A 20262-nucleotide genomic window follows, 5' to 3' on the forward strand; every position below is an offset into this window, starting at 1 on the left:
ATTTCTGTAGTGTAAACAATTAAAGTCCTAAACGCAATCCTAACTGAAAAGTCTTGAACTGTGGAGCCAAACCAATATCAGTTCCCTGACCAAATATTGATGAAGTCGCACTAAATTCAGGATCATAACCAAGATATTTAGTAAACGTAAACAAGTTATTAGCACTTGCATAAAGCTTAATATACTTGATATAATTTATATCATTTACTTTAAAATCATAGCCTAAAACAACTGTTTTTAATCTTAAATAAGAACCGTCTTCAATCCATCTACTTGAAAACTCAGCATTCCCCATTGGATCACCCCAAACTGCTTTTGGAATATCTGTTTGTTGTCCTTCAGCTATCCAACGATTAGCTACTGCAGCACTTTGATTTTCGTAACCGCTCATTTTTTCTAAGTTGTAACGCAATCCATTATAAATATCATTCCCTATTGAGAAATTGAACAACCCTTGAAGACTAAAACGTTTGTAAGTAAAATTTGCTGAAAAACTACCCACTACATCAGGATTTGGATTTCCAATTACAACACGGTCACTATTATCAATCACATGATCATTGTTGGTATCTACATATCTCATATCTCCAGCTGTAAAAGGAATTAAATCCCCATTTGTTAAGCGTCTATTCAATCCGGCTGTAGTTGCTTCGGCAGTTGTACTAAAAACTCCATTAGCTTTTAAACCATAAAATAAATTAGCCTCTTTTCCAACTGAAGTTAAATAAGTTGCCCCGGCAAATTGAGTATAAATATCCCCATTCGGTAAGCCTTGCACTTCATTTTTATAACGACTCAAATTTAAACCTAAATCAAAGGTAAAATCATTAGAATTAACAACACGGGCTTTTAAAGCCAATTCTGCTCCCAAAGTTCTCATAGCTCCACTATTAGAAGCTACATAATCAAATCCCGTTAAATTACTGATTGACTCATAAACAATCATATTTCTGGTTCTATTATTATAAAAATCAACAGAAGCACTAACACGCTCGTTAAATAAACCTAAATCAGCACCTACATTAAATTTCTTAACAGTTTCCCATTGCAAATTAGGATTACCGATGTTGCCGGTAACCAAACCTTGCATCCCTAATAAATTTTGAGAAATATAATATTTCTGAGCCGTAAAATTACCTATATCGTCATTCCCACTATATCCATAAGTAGCTCTAAGCTTTAAATAATCAACATTTTTAAGGTTTTTCATAAAACCTTCAGAAGAAACTAACCATGCTCCCGTTAAAGAACTCATTAATGCATATTTATTAGAACCATCTAATTTGTCTCCAAATCTACTTGATCCATCTACTGCATAACTTGTAGTTAAGAAATATTTATTTCTATAATTATAATCGGCATTTGCATAGATATTTAACCAATTCCATTCTCCTAAAGCACCACCTACCTGACGCAATAAGTTAGATCCGGCTCCCACACTTGTAAAATCATCTGTAGAAGAATTATAACCTAAACCTAAGTCGCTTTCTGACTTATTACTTTGAGTTCTTAAACCAAAACGAACATCAACATTATGATCATTATTCAAATGCTTAGTGTAGTTAGCATAGGTATCCGTAAATATACTATTATAAATTTGTACCTCACTACCTGAACGGTTTTTCGCAATTGCTGTAGGTAGCACAAGATCTGCAACTCCCATATCCGGGATAAAGAATGTCTCTCTTTCTTTATTTAATGTTAATCCTAAGATTGTGTTTAAATCCCAGGATTTACTTAATGCATAATTAAATTTTAAATTCCCGAAGAAACGGTAGTTTTTATTTAACCCGAAACCATTATCTAAAATCGCATTAGGGTTACTTACATTGAAATAATCGACATCTGCTAAGTTAGGAGATACTTCGCCTGCATCATTAACATCATGACTGGTAAGGAATGGAGCTTTAGTTAGTGCTAAATAAAGAGGACTTGTTTTATAAGCATAACCCTGATCCCATTGTGAGTCAACATTATTAATAAAAGATAAATTAGCATCTACAGATAGTTTCTCTGTTAATCTTAAAGCGGCATTTAAACGTGTACTGTATCTCTTTGTTTGAGTTTGATCCACTATACCTTTACTATCTAAATAACCAACAGACAAACCAAATTTAGCGATATCATCACCTCCTCTAACTTTAAGAAAATAATTTTGATTCACACTTGATTTAAATATCTGATCCTGCCAATTGGTATTATTATGATATTTGTAATAACCTGAAACATCAGGATTATCATTCATGTAAGGTAGAGCCGCAATTTGTGATTGTGTTAAACCACGAGAAGCCTCTAATTGAGATAAATGTGTACGATAAGCATCAGAACCTAATAAAGGTAATTGATCAGGAGCCTGATTTACACCCCCATACATTGTAAAATCAATCTTTGTAGATAATTCTGTTGGACGGATAGTAGTAATTTTAATTACACCATTAGCACCTTTAGTTCCATAAAGCGACGTACCATCTTTGATAACAGTTACATCTTCGATATCTTTAACATCTATATTACTTAATGGAGATGAAACATTGTTTTGAACAATACCCGAACCATAATCTTCATCATCATAAATCATCCCATCAACTATAATCAATGGCTTATTAGTAGCATATAACGAGTTAAATCCACGCAAAGTTAAATAGGTACCGGAAGAAGGAGTCCCGGAATTTCTAATTGCCGTCAAACCAGCTACTCTTCCCTGAAGAAAACTTCCTACAGATTGATTAACAGGATTAGACCATTGATCTTTACCAAAATTTACAACAGTGGAGGCGTTAGTATTGTCATATTGCATTTTATCCCCTGCAGCCATGTCTGCAATTTCATAATTTTGAGAATAATTAGCCTCATTTAAGAAAATTTCTATACCTGAATCTTTCTTTTTTACTGCATATACCTTTGTTTGAAAATCCTGACCACTTATTTTAAGTACCGCATCTAAATGAGGTACTTTAATTTTAAAAGAACCATCATCATTAGTAATAGCTGCAGAAAAACCATCAACAGTAACATTTATACCAGAAAGAGGTTTTTTTGTTTGTGCACTCTTAACAACTCCTTGAACAGATATTGAGTTTTTCTTTATTGTAGTTACAATTGTTTTTTTGGTTGCATCATGAGCCTCCTGAGCAAATAATGGCATATATAATTCCCCGGCAAAGAATATACTCACAACACAGGTTAGTTTTATAATTTTTAGCATAACTAATTTTTTATAGAATATTATGGTTTAACTTGAGGGACAAATTTCAAATAGTCAAGTGTTAGTTCACTAGTACTCGTTGTACCAGCAATAAGAGAAATCAAATCGATATTTCCCGAATTTGTCAATGTAACATCTCCAAGATATATTTCATCAAAAACATTAGGTTGTACATTTACATAACCAAAATCTTTTATGACATTAACCAAAACACCACTAGTATTATAATTCCCCCCTACTCGTAATTTTTGAGAAATAGCAGCACTTCTGTTATTATAAGCCCTCCAATACACCTTAAAAGTTGTACTAAACATATCTTTTGCATTATAATTTAAGGTAAAAAGAGTTACCCCTGGACTTGAAACAAACACATCATTAAAAAACACTCCTGCAGGATCTATCCTATCTCTGTACAAAATATAGGTTCTCCTATCTGAAGGTAAGAAGCTGCTTAGTTTCTCTCCTTCAATTTTTGTAGTAACCAAACGTTTTTGAAGTGGCACATCCACTTTTTTCATGATATATACAATTCCATTACTTAGATGGATTGGTTGTCCCACTATTTGTGTTTTATCTACGGGAACTTCAACACCAAATCGGGACGTTAAAGTAGCAGGCAATTCATCAATTTCATATTTTTTAGGAAAAGCCATATCTCTTGCTGTAAAATAACTTGAATAGATTGCTGTTGAATCTACAGTAACACTATTCGATGGTTTAATCAAATAAGGTTTTACTTTAGTTACCTCACTATTATAACCCGCATCTTCCATTAAAAACAAAGTATAAGAATTCTTTTCATTGTTTAAATTATATACATTTTTCAAATAAGAATTGGTCAACGAATCTGCCAGATAGCCAGCCCCAATAGATTCTGATAAAGTTTTCCCTGCTACATCAGAAGTATAAATACTAAAAGCTTTTAAACTTAACAAATAATGACTCATAGCAGAATTCCCATCTTGAGATTTCACATATTCCCAAATATTTAACTTTGGCGTTAATGCTTTGTCAATAATATGAAAAACACCATTTTTAGCATAATGATCAGCACTCACAATAGTTGCATCATCAATCATAGTACTACCCTTAAAAGTTAAGTACTTTGTACCAAACATTCTTATTTGTGTATTCTCTTCTTTTCTTATTGAAGAAAATGTAGTTAATGTAATATGATTTCGGATGAATTTATTTAAAGCATCTGAATCATTCAAAATTTCAGCACTCACCTGTGCCATAGCCTCATTTGTAGGAACAAAAACAGTGTATGATTTAGAATCAGCCAAAACTTTGTCATAACCTGCCTGCACTAATAATTGAGCAAACTGAGATACTTCAGGAGTATTTGCGATAGCTTCTGACAGATTTACTTTAAGATTAGCATCTCCATTGTCTATACGATCATCCCAAGGATTAGAACAAGAGATTATTGCCAGTATTAAAACACTAGCAAATAATCTTTTATATTTATTTTTTAATGATATCATTTGTTGTTAATTAAGTTTCTATTTTATTGATAAACTAAAGTCCCTCTACCCGCAGTAAATTTTGGCCATAATTGGTTCATTTCTACAGGACGAAACTCTGCAATATCAAACCAAGATTGTGCTCCAAAATTCCCTTGACTTTGTAAAGTTAGGGTATGTCTGGCTGTAGTTGGAACATCTACAACCCCTACCAAACGACAGTTTACCCTGTTTGACCATGGAGTAGCATAACGTTTGTAACCTTGCGATTCTAAAACTGTTTCCGGTGTTCCGGCAGTATCTGTATTACCACCTTCCATTAAATTAATTTGTCTAGGCAACTCTACACCGTCAAAAAATACCTTAACGTTACCAAGTTTAGTTCCTTGTTGTCTATAAGAAATCCAAATTTTATATTTTCCTTTAATAATAACCGGAGTGGTAAACTTAACATTCTGAGCATTTGCATCTCTAAAACGGAAAATTTCACAAACATCAGCGTTCCAACAGCCCGCAATACCACTAGTAATAGAGGTTCCATCAGCTGCTTTATTATAAGCTAAATAAGCACTTGCATCACTTGCTTTAGCATCCCAAGTTACATCAATACCTGCATCACCAATAAAAAGGGTTTGGTATCCTCCCGCAGGTTTTCTCCAAATAGAAGTTAATCTTCTAAATTCAGCTATATCAGTAAACTCAAAATAAACTGGTGCAGGCAAACGTTTTTTAATAGCAAAATTACCATCAACATAATGCAATACTCCATTTGAAGCAGTAATATCACTTGAGCCTCTGTTTACTTCAACCCCTTTCTCCAATATCCCATTAAATGTATCTTCATTTAACAAAATTTTCTCACCATCAAGTTTTGTACTAATTACTTCAAGAGGAGCCTTAGTTACCAATGCAGGGCTTACTGAAATATCAGCCAAATATTGTAATCTAGGTAAAATACGATAAGCAACAAATAAATTTAAACTGTCTTTTGGATCCAAAGGATTATGTAAATGACTATAACGCGCTTTTAATTGATCCAGATTATCAAATCCTGCTTTATGAAATACATCGTTAGTTTGAGCAAGTACCGTCAAATAATCATTAATATTTGTTGAGTTTGCCGGTATTGGCTGATTTAATATAGAAAACCATCCTGTCGCTTTTAAAGTCTCAGTAAATAATGAAAGGTTAGGATTAGCTTCTATAGTTTGAGCTAAAGTTTTATCGGCTATGCGTAATACTTTAGAAATAACATGAATAACTCCGTTACCTACTTCAAGATTAGAAGCTACAATACTGGCTGTTTTATTAACAGTTACACTTGAAACACCATCAACATTTGTAGCACCAGTAATTAAATATTGTCCATACATACTTGGAGTAGCAATTTTCCCATCAGTAAAAGAAGTCGTTTCAATTTTCTGATCCAGAATATGCAATTTGGCAATATTTTGTAAATCTGCCAGAGGTACTTGATTTAATGAAGTAGCTCCAATATCATTTAAATATTCTTTTACTGCATCATTAGTTGGAACAAAAATAGTATACGTTCCATAGGTATTCATAAAAGAAGCATAATTCGTAATATCAAGGATTTCTACAAACATTGAATAATCTGGATTTGCTCTTAGATAATCCGTAATATTCAATGTTTCATCTGTTGTTTCTTTTATTTTTTGTTGAGAACAATTTTGAAACACTAAAGTTATCAAAAACAATAAAGTAAGTCTCAACAGGGCCGGCAATCTTAGTAATCTTTTCATGACTTATATTTTTTATTATTTATAAAATGGGTTTTGTACTAAAGCTTTATTAGTATAAAGCACAAAAGTGTTAATAGGTAAATAGTGACTATTTGGATCTTTTAATTTGGCTTTGATAGATTGCTGTTGCTGTGGTGGAGCAGATGTAATAGCCGCATCTAATAAGATATCCAATCTTTCATAATTATTTCTTCGGGCAATACGAAGAATATCAAACCATCGTTTGCCCTCAAATGCAAATTCTCTACCGCGTTCTCTTAAAATATAACTAATAATTCCGGCAGTATCCTCAGAACCAACGTCTTCAACAGTAAGAGAAATTGCTTTTCTAGCAAGTCTTATTTCTTTAATAATATCAATTGCAGCTTGTCCTTGTTGCAACAATGCTGAAGCTTCTGCCTTCATCAATAATACATCTGCATAACGATAAACAAACCAGTGCGTATCTGAACTCTGTAAAGCTTTAATACTAGTATTATCAAAACCTACAAACTTATGAATCAGGTTCGTACCTGTAATAATTGAAGCCTGTTCACCACGTATATCTCTATTTGAAGGATTGGCTGTATCAACACCGAAGAAATCTTCCAATGCATCAGAAGATGCTATAAATTGAGGTCTTTGGTAAAATATACTATAAAATGGAGGCAGATTTTCAGTAGTATATTGAAATTCAAAAATACTTTCTGAAGAATTCCCTTTAGCATAAACAGTATTAAACCATGAATTACCTGACACATTAGAAATTAAACCAAATCTTCCAGAATCGATAATTTTATTAGTACAATCAAGAGCTTCCTGATATTTATCTGTCCACAAATAAACATCAGCTAACATGGCATTAATAGCATACGTGGTAATACGACCTTTATTAGATGCATTATTCCCATAATCTTCTACACTGTATTCCTCGGCTAATTTTAAATCTTTAATTACCTGTGCAAAAATTTCAGATTGAGTACTGGTAGGAATTTGAAAATTATCCTTATCACTTAATGTTGCTGTCAATTTTAAAGGAACATCTTTAAAAGTTCTTGCTAATGTAAAATACAAATAAGCTCTGATAGCCAATGCTTCCGAAAGGTAATTATTTAACTGTGTTTGAGTCAAAGTCGGATCAAGTCCTTTAACTGCTGGAGCCAAATCAATCACCGTGTTACAGTAATTAATTGTTCTGTAAAATGCTGACCAGTCAGTTATTCCGTTAGCAGCAATGATATTAGTATTCATAATATCTCTTTGCTCATCAGTAACATTTCCTCCTGCACCTAACATATCACCTCTCAATTCACCATACATAAATAAATATTCTGTCATATTAAAATCATCAGAAACACCTGGAGGCGAATTTAACATCGATGAATAAATCCCTATCACCGCCGCTTGAATATCTTCTTTGGTTTTCCAGAATTCAGCACGTACAATTCCGTCTTGTGGTTTTAAATCTAAATAATTATCGCACGAACTTGCCGAAACAAAAAGTATAAAGATTGCTAATATTGTTTTTATTTTAGTTTGCATAAATCAAATATTTTTTATTAAAAACGGGTTGAAAGACCAAATGTAAAACGCTTCGTAGGAGGTGTAGCAGCATTATCTATTGCTATACCAAAAGGACCGGAACTCATATTAACCTCTGGATCTTGTCCTCTATACTTTGTGAAAGTATATAAATTATCAGCTGTAACATACATTCTAACATCTTCTAAATTTAATTTCTTCAATAAATTTTTCCCAAGGTTGTAACTAAAAGTTACTGAACGAAGACGTAAGAAAGATGCATCTTCAACATAACGATCAGAACCCAACCAGTTATAACCAGCGCCATAAATAGCTCTCGGCATATTAGTAACATCACCAGGATTGCGCCATCTTGCTAAAACTGCTGTACTTTGATTATTATAATTATACATATTAGTTGTATTCATATCTGTACCGTTAATAATGTCATAGTTCAAACGGTAGTTAAAAAACAATAAGATTTTGTATTGGTTATTAAATGTTATTGTTGGTCCAAAACCTCCGGTTAATTTAGGATTAGAGTTACCTAAGTAAACTACGTCTCGCTTATCAATATTTCCGTCATGGTTAATATCTTCATAAATAGCATCTCCAGGCTGGAAAGTATAATCTGTAACAGGGTAATTGAAACGCATAAATACTTCCTGACCGTTTGGACCAATAATCACATTACCCGCAGCATCTCTTGCCTTTGTAGCTTCAAGATCTGTATAAACTCCTTTAAAACGGTACCCGTAGAATGAACCAAATGGATTATCCGCCTGTAAGAAACGTTTGAATTGTCCGTTTTTATCCGTATTACCAAATTCACTTGGATAGTATTCTGAAATTTCTTTAATCATATTTTGATTTGAGGCAATATTTAAATTGAATTCTACTCTCCATTTTTTTGATTTATATGGTGTAGTATAAAGTCCAATCTCCCAACCTTGGTTTTGCATCGTTCCAACATTTTGATCAGAAATAGTTGAGTAACCCGAAACAGAACTTATATCAAGATTTGGAAAAAGTAAATCCTTTGTTGTATTACGGTAAATCTCTGCATCTAACATTACACGTTTATTAAACATTTGCAGGTTGAAACCTAAATTAGTTCCAACTAAAGTCTCCCAACGTAAATTAGCCAACTCCATATTAGATGGAAAAACCCCATTAAGTCCCAGATATTGAGTACTAAAGTTACTATAAATATTAAAATAACGATAATCATAACGTGGAGCTCTTCCTGATTGACCATAACTCAATCTAATACTCAAATCATCAATAAAATCTGCTTCTTTCATAAATGGTTCTCCAGAAACTCTCCAACGTGTAGAGATTGAAGGGAATAACCCGTATCTATTATTAGCTGCGAACTTTGAATTACCGTCACCTCGTAAACCAACATTGATAATATAACGATCTAACAAGCTATATTGAGCACTTAATAAGGCACCAACACTTCTTGACTGTGTATTACTAGTATATAAAGCCAATTCCGAATTTTGTGTTCTGGATGGATTAGATGGATCCGTAAACAAAGACGAAGCTGTGTTTGAAGTCATAGCTTGATGAGAAGTATAACGAGAATCATTTGATTGTAATGATAAAAGCACTTGTAAATCCTGATCTTTACCAATTTTTGGTGTGTAAATAAAATTGGTTTTAGAAATAATACTTGATGCATCAACATCAGAATCTCCAGCTCTATTAACAACTGTTTCTGTAAATGGACGTCCTGTAGCGCTTTGTGGTAAGAAAGACTTTGCTTTAGTACTATTATAGTCAAATTGTAAATCAAAAGTAGAAATTAATTTATTTGGAATTATATCTACTTTTAAGTTAAAGTGCGGAACAATACGGTCACCGGTTTGATCATTCATAGCATATTCTGCCATGGCAACAGGGTTATAAGTTCCAGAATATGTTCCTTGAATATTTGTTATTGGTGTAAAATAATTTGGTGTTAAATTACCCATTTCATCATATTCATAAATACTCATATTTGGCATTTTGGTATAAGCCACTCCTCTTAAACGATCGTAGCTATCACTAGTACCATTTACATAATTACGCTGAGTATTAGTGTGCGTATACGAAATATCTGTCTTGAAACGGATACGATTAGATACAACATAATCTAAATTTAATCTCGCATTTAACCTATCTAAACCAGTTCCAACGGTAACCCCTCTTTGTTTATAATAACCTACAGAACTAAAATATCTCGCTTTTTCACCCCCTCCTTGTAAAGAAAGGTTATGATCACCGGTCAAACCTACTTGTGTAATTGCGTCTACCCAATTAGTGTTTTGACCATAATTTTTATAATAATATACTTCTTGAGGGTCATATTGAAATTCCTTTACAGTCAAAGTATTCAAAGGAATTCCATTTCTGTTCATAACTTCTTCTGGAATCAATTGTGAATATTGGTCTCCACTTAACATAGGAATAGTTGGAGGTAATTTAGAATAAGTACCTTTGAATGTATAAGTAATTTTTGGAGCACCTACAGTACCACGTTTAGTAGTAATTAACAATACACCACTTGCCGCACGTGAACCCCAAACAGCAGTTGCAGCAGCATCTTTCAAAATTGTAATCGTTTCAATATCTGAAGGTGCAATATTTAATAAGGCTGCATAACCCTGAGTATCAGCAGAACCAAAATTAAAATCTTCAGGAATTGAAGTCTCATATGGCATACCATCTACTACTACTAACGGATCTGATGAACCAGAAATAGACGAAGTACCACGAATACGAATTTGCATTCCTGCTCCCGGGTCTCCACTGCTTGCTGTAATATCAACTCCAGGTAAACGACCTTGCAAAGCTTCGTCAATTGAAGCAGCCTGTGTATTTTCAAGTTCAGCAGCATTAATAGAAACCGCACTAGTAGTTCGGTTACGGTCTGCAATGTTCATCAAACCGTTGTCAGACATTTTTTGCGACTTAACCTCGACTACATTTAAGGATTCAACAGTAGAAACTATAGCAATTTTTAAACTTTGTTTTCCATTAATAGGTACAACTTTAGTTTTATAACCAATTGTTGAAATAACTAATTTATTATTTGGGTTTTTGACACGAATTGCAAAATTCCCATCAAAATCGGTCACTACTCCACCTACAGTACGATTTTCTGAATCCTGTTCTGCAACAGTTGCACCAGGAACAGTTTGATTATCAGCCGCATCAATTACCTGCCCTCGAACTAATGTTGTAGTATTAGACTGTTGTGCCAAAACAGGTAAAGCTACCAGTACAATTAAGGCAAAAGTAAAACTGCGAAATATTTTTATAATTTGTTGTCTCATTTTATTGCTGCGTAAATTTTAGATAATTATCTACTAAATGGATTAAGGATCGATCTGCCAGGTTATTACTCTGAGCTTTAATATAGTTAGCCGTTCTATAATTAAGATCTTTAAAAGACAATGTTCCTGGAGTACTCTCTACAGTTATATACGTTTTTTCACCAAAACTGTCCTTTCTCAGCGTTTCAAATTGCCCTGTTGTTAAACCATCATCAGAAGCTGTTTTATTTACCAAAATATGGAAAGCAATAAAATCTTTAACTTTTTCAATGTCTGATTCTAATGTAGGAGCAGTTGACGCTGGCAAAATACCATCAGTAACCGCCTGTGCCATAGCAGTATTATTAGGAACAATAAAAGTATAAGAAGTTCCTAAAACAACACCTTGAATTTCTCCAGTTGCAGCATTATATATTCTTGAATTTTTTAAATAATTATAGAAAGTAGAAAATTGAGAACCTACAGCCTCGCCTAAAGCTTTAATTTTATAACCTTGTGGCTGCGGAGAATACAGTAGTAAATTATCCACATAATAAGTTGTTCCATTTTGTTGAACATCCTTACCTGTTATATTAACAGCATTACCATAATATTCATTTCCTGCAGCATAAACCTTATTATTACTCCATTTAATATATTCACCTGGTAAATCATAATCACCAGAACGAATTATACCTGAAGTAGTTGCTATATTATCTAACTCTCCATGAGGAGTATAAACAATACTATTATAAAGTATACGATACAAAGCACTTCTGGCAGGCCCACCACTTACAGTCACATTAGTAACAGGATTAGTATAAACCCATTGTGTATAATTGGCATCATATCTAAAACCCATTGACAATATTAAATTATCCGAAGGCAAGAACAACACATACTTATTTTTTATATTGCTTATCATTTCTTTAATACCAGAACCATCATTAAACAATCTTGTTGCTAATGAATAATTTGGATCTAAATAAGCGGAAGTATAAACACTATAGAACAAATTAGATTTCTGCACTTTGTTTACACCATAAAAGAAACCATTACTTAATACTTTCTTCTCAATTACGTCTGTATTGAAATCAAATCTTAAATCTTCACCTAAAGCATTATCAAAACTTGATGCTTTTGAAGGCCAAACTGCATTTTTAACCATATGAGCATTTACAAGATCTTGAAATACATATTTTGGAAGTTTGTCTATCGATGCATAATGTTTTAGTAAAACATCACGTTTAAATTCATCAAATTTGGTATTTTCCGGAACAAGTAAAGTATAAGCGTCCGATTGTCCGTCATTGTCTGTTTCTTTTAAATAATTTTCATTATTAGGAGCAAAAGATAAACCAGAATCATAAGTCTTTACATAAACATTATCTGACTTACCAGTATAATTAAAATAAGTATTTGTAGCAGCTTGATTAAAATTATAACTAACCAAATTATTTTCCACAACATTACGGAAACTACTATACTTACTTCCAGTCCCTTTAGCGCTATCTTCTTCTAAATACTGATCAATATTAACTAAAGGCACGTTTACTTTATCTACTTCATGTATAATTCCATTTTCAGCAATGATATCAGCTTCCGTTACTTTAGAATCTAAAATATTAAAATCTGAATACGTAGCATTTGGGTAGAAATAATTAAAATCGAAAGAACTTAAACCTTTAGCTTCAAAATATTCTTTAGTAAAATAACTTATATACTTATTATTATTGTCTCCTGAAATATAATTATTGGCTCCATTTCTGTTAGAGCCTACAATTACTTTTGGCTGTCCATTGATTGTTTTATTTAAAAAACCATCATAATAAGCAGTTCTTCTACGAAATGCATTATCTACTTCCCATCCTTTTGAACCTTGATAATCCGAAAGCTGATCTTCTCTAAAAGCATTGTAAACTAAAGCGTATCTTACAATTTTAGCAGCCGTAGCATCATCAATCTTACTCACATCAGATATTGAATTGTCTTGAAAATATTTTTCAAATGCAGCATCATTAGGAGCAAACATAGTCCAGTATCCTGCTTTACTCAAAATATCTTTGTATCCTGCCTTTTGGATTAAAGCAGTGAAATTTTTAAAATTTCCCCTTGCATCCAACTGTTGGTAAATTGGATCTTCTAGGTAATCCGGACGTCCGTAATATTCATCAAACACGTCTCGACTACAACTGGCAAATAAGGCCAGAAGAGGCAGAAGTAATAAATAGTTAAATTTTCTCTTCATTATTTGGTTAGCTTATAAAGTGGTGAATAAATTATTTGTGTTTTTTTTAACTCTTTTTTGTCAATATTTAACTTTTCAAATTTATATGTTCAACCTAAGACATCTATCCTGCACTATCCTGTTTTTTATATATACATTAAAAAAATAGAAATTAAATACACATATTACAATCTATTAACAACTATTTTAAACTTAAAAAAATTACTGTATTTATTAGGAATGACTACTTTATTCTATCCTTTTAAAAAAAGGACACATACATATATATTAAATTAACACATATTTTAAAGCCGTAAAGAAAAAACACCTTAAGTAGTAGAATTGTAACACTTTAAACCCCAAATACAAATCCTAAAAGACTCTTATTAAGAATTTAATTACTAATTAAATGGTATATTTTATTAATCAGAAAGACAAAAACCGATTCAAATAAAAAAAACGTATTAAATTTACATTTTTTTTACAACAAATTTTAAAATCAGAACTTAAAACAGCTTTTATAATAAAATCCAATTACAACCATCTGTTTAAGAAAAACTACCAAGAAACACATATACTCACTACTTATATAAAATTATTTTTTCAATCATATCTCCTCAAAAAATTATCATGAATATTAAAACAGCAATAGTAACAGGCGGAAACTCAGGTTTAGGTTTTGCAACAGCAAAAAAATTATGCGACAACGGTATTAAAACCTATATTATAGGAAGAACTAAGGATAAAACAGAAGCCGCCTGCAAAGAAATTGGCCCTTATGCCATTCCTGTTATTTTTGACTTAAATAATCTGGAAGAAATTCCGGCTATGATTTCTGAACTTACTAAAGAAACATCAATCGATATTTTAGTGAATAACGCCGGAATCAATTTAAAAAAGGAATTCACTGATGTGACTGATGAAGATTTCCTGTCAATCATTCACACCAATCTTTTAAGTGTTTTTGCAATAAGCAGAGAAGTTGTAAAAAACATGAAAACAAACAAAGGAGGAAGTATTATCAATATTAGTTCAATGGCCTCTCAATATGGAATCCCAAAAGTTATTGCATATTCTTCCAGTAAAGGCGCTATCGAAGCCATGACACGCGCAATGGCTGTTGAACTAGCCTCGTTTGGAATTCGTGTAAACTGCATTGCTCCCGGTTTCATTAAAACTAAAATGTCTTCAGCAGCATTAGACAATGATCCTGAAAGAAAAAACAAAGTACTGGGTAGAACTCCGATGGGGTTTTTAGGTGAACCGGATGATATCGCTGATGCAGCCTACTTCTTTGCAACTGCCGATTCAAAATATGTCACCGGAACTGTTCTTGCTGTTGACGGAGGAAACAGCATCGGATTTTAAAAAATCATTACTAAATTCGGAAAATAAAAAACAAAATATCCTATTTATAATAGGGTCAAAAACTCAAAATTGACTTAAAACTCCATTTAACTAATATTAAAAGGTCTCAATTTCTACATGAAAATTGAGACCTTATTATTTAGGCTATAAAAAATCTGTTTATTCATAAATAAAATAAAATCCTATATTTACATCAAGGAACAGATTTTAAAGATGGAAAACAAATTTACCTTCAACATCAATCACGAAAGTGACATCCCAAAATACCAACAATTAATTAATTCGATAAACAATGCTATATCTGAAAACATTTTAGCTAAAGGCGAGCAATTACCTTCCGTAAACAGCATTTGTAAAGACTACCAACTTTCAAGAGATACTGTATTTAAAGCTTATTCGTTATTAAAAGAACAAAAACTAATCGATTCTGTTCCTAATAAAGGGTATTTTGTTTTGGGAGAAACCAGAAAAGTACTTTTAGTTTTAGACACTTTCAAAGCCTACAAAGAAGTTCTCTATCACTCATTTGTAAATAACATTTCAGACAATATTATTGTTGATGTTCAATTTCACCATTACAACATTGACAACTTCAAAACAATTATAAACAATAGTGTTGGAAAATATTTCAAATACATTGTAATGACTTTTGACAATAAAGAGGTTTCCCCTTGCCTGTCGATAATTTCAAACGAAAAATTATTATTGATAGATTGGAATATACATTCAAAAACCAAAAACAATTATGTTTTTCAGGATTTTGGAAAGTCATTCTACGAGGCAATGAAAGAAGGCATAAGTCTTTTTAATAAATACAAAGAAATTAATTTCATATACCCAACATTTACCAATCACCCGAAAGAAACACTTACTTATTTTAAAAAATTCTGCACCGATTTTAATTTAAATCATAAGATAATCACTAATCCAAAAGAATTTACAATTAAAAAAAACATTGCTTACGTTAGCGTCAGTGACAGGATTTTGGGAAATTTTTTGGAACAATGCCGGGAAAAAAATTTAGAACCAGGTAAAGATGTCGGTTTCTTATCTTACAATGAAACTCCGATGAAAAAATTCATCTATAAAGGGATTTCAGTTATTACTACGGACTTTGAAGAATTAGGCAAAAAAGCCGCTGAATTCATCATTAAAGACGAACCTATGCAATATTACATCCCTACAAAATTAATACTAAGAGATTCTCTTTAACTACTTAATCAATTTTTCTATAAAAACAGGATAGTACAGGATTCTAATATCAAATTAAAACTTTAATATTGGAGTATTAATAACATTAAAATTAATTCAACTTATTTAAATTAAGTTGTATTTTTCAAAAAACAAGAAATTTAATCCATTATTAGGATACAATTATAATTTAGTTTTTAGTTTAGTTTTAAAGTGAGTTTTTAGTTTTAAGCCCTAACCTTCTGTTGGGGCTTTTTTAACTTAGCACATTAAAAACCAAAAACCTTTATCCAATGCTTTTCAAAATCAGATCCTTTTTCAAACATAAATTATCTTTAGTATTAATAGTATTTATTGCTTCTCAAACTAATGCGCAGGACAATAGAAGCTTTCAGGTTTTTCAATTTCCTGCCAATAAAATCCCTACGATTGACGGAAATAGTGAAGATTGGAAAATGGTTCCTAAAAATTATGTGATAGGAATGGATCAATTGTGGGACGACAGCGGAAAACAACCCAAAGCCGATCCAAAAAATCTGGATATTAGTATAAAAGTAGGCTGGGTTAAAGGACTCAATCGTTTGTATTTTCTTTATGAAGCTTATGATGACTATTGGGATTTTTCATTGCCCGGATTACATAATGACACCTTCGAATTGATTGTCGATGCGGACCAATCCGGCGGCCCGTTTATTGACCGTTTTCATCCCAATCCAAATCTGACAAACACAATGGAAGCTTATTTCTCCTATCACGGAGTACATGCTCAAAACTATCATATTTTTACTCCCGCTCTGGAAAAAGACTGGACTATGGTTTGGGGTAGTCAGCCTTGGATTAAAAATCTGCCTTATGCCAATGCTTCTTATCATTATGATTTTAAACCGGGACAAGGCGGAAAATTGACGTTGGAATTCTGGATTACTCCTTTTGATTATGCAGGAAACGATCCTTCAAGAGCAGTAGAATCCATCTTGGAAGAAAACAAAAACATTGGCCTTTGCTGGGCAATAATCGATTATGATGATGTTAATAAAACCGAAAACAACGGCTTTTGGAATCTTTCAAAAGAACACAAAATGTATGGGAATGCTTCTTATGCTTTACCTTTCAAACTGATGCCTTTAGAAAAAGAATTCAAAAAAGACATCGACACCAAATGGTCTTTTAAAGTTGTAAATATGGTAAAAAGAGAAGTCGCTTTTATTGATGAATCTGAAGGCGAAATTACCTCCTGGAATTGGGATTTTGGTGATGGAACAACCTCAACCGAGCAAAATCCAGTTCATCAATACAAAGAAGCTGGCAAATATGTTGTAATTTTAAAAATTCAAGGACCAAAAGGCTCCTCTCAACTTTCAAAAGTTTGGGATGTTGCCGTAAAATAAAAAACATACTAACAAACCATTAATATAATACCTAACCAAAATGAAAACCAACGTATTCAAAACCGGAATTAAAATCGGAGTTGCAGCAACCATAATGGCAATCCCAACTCTTGTAAACGCTCAGCAACCTGCTAACGATGTTACCGCGCCTTTACACCTTTTACAACCCGATTACCCTACACCTTATGGAGCTAAATCAGCTCAGGACATCAAAGCAACCATAGATAAAATATATGCTTTTCTTGAAAAAACAACTCCTGCAGGCCTGATAGACAATAAAACTAAACAGGAAGTTACTGATCTTAAAAAACTGGACGAAAACACCATTTTTGCTCCCGGAACTTTTAGATTAACCAGCTACGAATGGGGAGTAACTTATGCCGGAATGCTTCTGGCTACCGAAGCTACCGGAGATCAAAAATATGCTGATTATACTAACAAACGTTTAAAACTAATCGCTGATATTGCTCCTTATTACAAAAAAGAGCTTGCTAAAAACAGTAAATTTCCTTCTCCGGTACACGGCTTTTTAATGCCACACGCACTGGATGATGGTGGTGCCGTTACCGCCTCGATGATTAAAGCACAAAGAGCCGGATCAAAAACCGATCTGAGACCATTGATTGATGATTTCATGAATTACATCAGCACTAAAGAATTTCGCCTAACTGATGGAACTTTGGCCAGAAACAGACCTCAGCCCAACACTTTATGGTTAGATGATATGTTTATGGCAGTTCCAGCTTTGGCACAAATGGGAAAACTAACCGGTGATGTTAAATACTATGACGACGCTGTAAAACAAGTCAAACAATTCTCTGAGCGTATGTTTAACAGCCAAAAAGGCTTGTACATGCACGGTTGGGTACAATCTATGGAAGAGCACCCACAATTTCATTGGGCTCGCGCCAATGGCTGGGCAGTAATGACTATGGTGGAATTATTAGAAGTTTTACCCAAAGACCATCCGGGATACAATATGGTTTTAAATCAATTAAGAGCACATATCAAAGGTCTGGTTGCTTATCAGGATGGTACCGGTTTTTGGCATCAGTTGATTGACCGTAACGACACCTATTTAGAAACATCGGCAACTGCCATCTATGCTTATTCTATCACCCGTGCCATCAACAGAGGCTATATCGACAAAGCAGCTTATGCTCCTGCTGCATTATTAGCATGGAATGCCGTTGCTACAAAAGTAAACGACAAAGGAGAAGTAGAAGGTACTTGTGTAGGAACCGGAATGGGATTTGATCCTGCTTTTTACTACTACCGTCCAATAAATGTTTTTGCAGCACATGGCTATGGCCCTGTAATTTTAGCCGGTTCAGAAATCATTTTAATGCTTAAAAATAACCAATTTGAAATCAACGACAGCTCGTTACAATTAAAAGCATCTAAATAATTTTAAAAATCTTACCTCATTCATGAACAGCCACTTCATCAGCAGCATAGCCGTATTATTTTTATGGGTTGCAACTTTTGGTCAATCAACTCAAAAACCTATTACACCAAATTTTGTGGTTATTGTCGCTGATGATGCTGGTTGGAATGATGTGAGCTATAATGGCTCAGAAATTCATACCCCAAATATTGATTGGCTTGCCAAAAATGGAGCCCAACTCAACCGCTTGTACGCTGCTCCTACCTGCTCGCCATCCAGAGCCAGTTTCTTTACCGGAAGACCTTCCAGCCGCATGGGGATTGTAGCGCCTATAAGCGACAAAAGCAATTTGAGTCTTCCCAGCGATGTCACTACTTTGCCACAAGCCTTACACCAACAAAAGTACCAAACGGCTTTGTTTGGAAAATGGCATTTGGGATTAAATCCTTCCAGTGGCCCTAAAGTTTACGGATTTGATTACTCCTATGGTTTTTTACACGGACAAATAGACCAATACAGTCACGAATACAAAAACGGAGATCCAAGTTGGCACAGAAACGGTCAGTTTATTACCGAAAAAGGACACGCAACCGACCTAATTGAAAACGAAGCAATTTCTTGGCTAAAAACCAAAAGAGATCCTTCTAAAAAATTCTACATCCAATTGAGTTACAGCGCTCCGCATTTTCCTTTGCAGGAAGAAGACAAGTGGAAAAAACCCTATTTAAAAACAATTAAAAACAATTCCAGAAGAGATTATGCCGCTGCGATGTCGCATTTAGATTATAGCATTGGACAGATATTAAAAACCTTAAAAAAACAGCATTTAGACAAAAATACTGTTGTTATTTTCATGAGCGACAATGGCGCTATGGACAAATGGATTCCGGGTAATCAATACCAGGGAAGACATGCTGCAAACGATGTTTTAGGAAGTAATTTTCCATTGCGGGACTGGAAAACCACTAATTACGAAGGAGCTATAAGAGTGCCTGGCATCATCTATTGGAAAAACAAAATCAACGCTTCTTTAAATAAAAACTACATCTCCGTAACCGATTTAATGCCAACTATTTTAACATTGGCCGGAGCCAAATCTATTCCTCCAACAGTGGAAGGAAAAAACATCTGGAATTCCATTGTTTCTAACGATTCTATCCCAAATCAGGAAATTTACATCCGAGGACATTTACAGGAAAGCATTACTGAAAAACCTTGGAAATTAATCCGAACAAGACACAAAAATTCAGCAACGGTTTTTGAACTTTTCAATCTCGAAAAAGATCCTGAAGAAAAGCAAAACCTGATTCTGGAACATGAAACTTTAGCCAATAAACTAAAAAATAAGCTGGAGGAGCAATTCCAAAAAGATGCAAAAGAAGTAAACTTAGGCGGCGAATAAGCAAAAACAGCTATAACTTGTTCGAAAATCAAAACTAAATTATCCAAAACTATCCCGTTTTTA

11 protein-coding genes are annotated in these 20262 nt (G+C 33.3%); 5 read left to right on the forward strand and 6 right to left on the reverse strand.

The genetic code is table 11. The annotated features are described in order from the left end of the window. Positions 1-19 precede the first annotated feature (19 nt). From BLR17_RS00620 to BLR17_RS00645, 6 genes are read right to left on the reverse strand one after another with little or no spacing between them, the layout of a single operon-like run. On the reverse strand, positions 20-3205 hold the full coding sequence (locus BLR17_RS00620) for a SusC/RagA family TonB-linked outer membrane protein (RefSeq protein ID WP_066328581.1): 3186 nt from the start codon (positions 3203-3205) through the stop codon (positions 20-22). Between the two features lie 20 nt (positions 3206-3225). Continuing rightward, the gene (locus tag BLR17_RS00625; RefSeq protein ID WP_066328580.1) at positions 3226-4692 is read right to left on the reverse strand and encodes a fasciclin domain-containing protein; all 1467 of its coding nucleotides are present in this window, start codon (positions 4690-4692) and stop codon (positions 3226-3228) included. A 23-nt stretch (positions 4693-4715) separates the two neighbouring features. Continuing rightward, a complete protein-coding gene (locus BLR17_RS00630; protein WP_066328579.1) occupies positions 4716-6434 on the reverse strand; it encodes a fasciclin domain-containing protein in 1719 nt (572 codons plus the stop codon). Between the two features lie 15 nt (positions 6435-6449). Further along, complete coding sequence (locus tag BLR17_RS00635) at positions 6450-7955, reverse strand: RagB/SusD family nutrient uptake outer membrane protein (RefSeq protein ID WP_066328578.1); 1506 nt, start codon at positions 7953-7955, stop codon at positions 6450-6452. Positions 7956-7972: 17 nt separating this feature from the next. After that, positions 7973-11257, reverse strand: coding sequence for a SusC/RagA family TonB-linked outer membrane protein (locus BLR17_RS00640; protein WP_066328576.1), 3285 nt, complete (start codon positions 11255-11257; stop codon positions 7973-7975). A 1-nt stretch (position 11258) separates the two neighbouring features. Then, the gene (locus BLR17_RS00645; protein WP_066328575.1) at positions 11259-13484 is read right to left on the reverse strand and encodes a fasciclin domain-containing protein; all 2226 of its coding nucleotides are present in this window, start codon (positions 13482-13484) and stop codon (positions 11259-11261) included. A gap of 609 nt (positions 13485-14093) precedes the next feature. On the opposite strand from BLR17_RS00645, the gene BLR17_RS00650 reads away from it, so the two are divergent. The 5 genes from BLR17_RS00650 to BLR17_RS00670 all read left to right on the forward strand — a co-directional run bounded on the left by BLR17_RS00650 (position 14094) and on the right by BLR17_RS00670 (position 20199). After that, positions 14094-14831, forward strand: coding sequence for an SDR family NAD(P)-dependent oxidoreductase (locus BLR17_RS00650; protein WP_066328574.1), 738 nt, complete (start codon positions 14094-14096; stop codon positions 14829-14831). Positions 14832-15044: 213 nt separating this feature from the next. Then, positions 15045-16043, forward strand: a complete 999-nt coding sequence (locus BLR17_RS00655; RefSeq protein WP_174544389.1) for a GntR family transcriptional regulator — start codon at positions 15045-15047, stop codon at positions 16041-16043. Between the two features lie 272 nt (positions 16044-16315). Continuing rightward, complete coding sequence (locus BLR17_RS00660) at positions 16316-17410, forward strand: PKD domain-containing protein (protein ID WP_066328572.1); 1095 nt, start codon at positions 16316-16318, stop codon at positions 17408-17410. 40 nt (positions 17411-17450) lie between these two features. Beyond that, positions 17451-18818, forward strand: coding sequence for a glycoside hydrolase family 88/105 protein (locus BLR17_RS00665; RefSeq protein ID WP_066328571.1), 1368 nt, complete (start codon positions 17451-17453; stop codon positions 18816-18818). A gap of 22 nt (positions 18819-18840) precedes the next feature. Next, complete coding sequence (locus BLR17_RS00670; protein ID WP_066328570.1) at positions 18841-20199, forward strand: sulfatase family protein; 1359 nt, start codon at positions 18841-18843, stop codon at positions 20197-20199. Positions 20200-20262 lie beyond the last annotated feature (63 nt).

Source organism: Flavobacterium glycines (assembly GCF_900100165.1).
Lineage (GTDB): Bacteria > Bacteroidota > Bacteroidia > Flavobacteriales > Flavobacteriaceae > Flavobacterium > Flavobacterium glycines.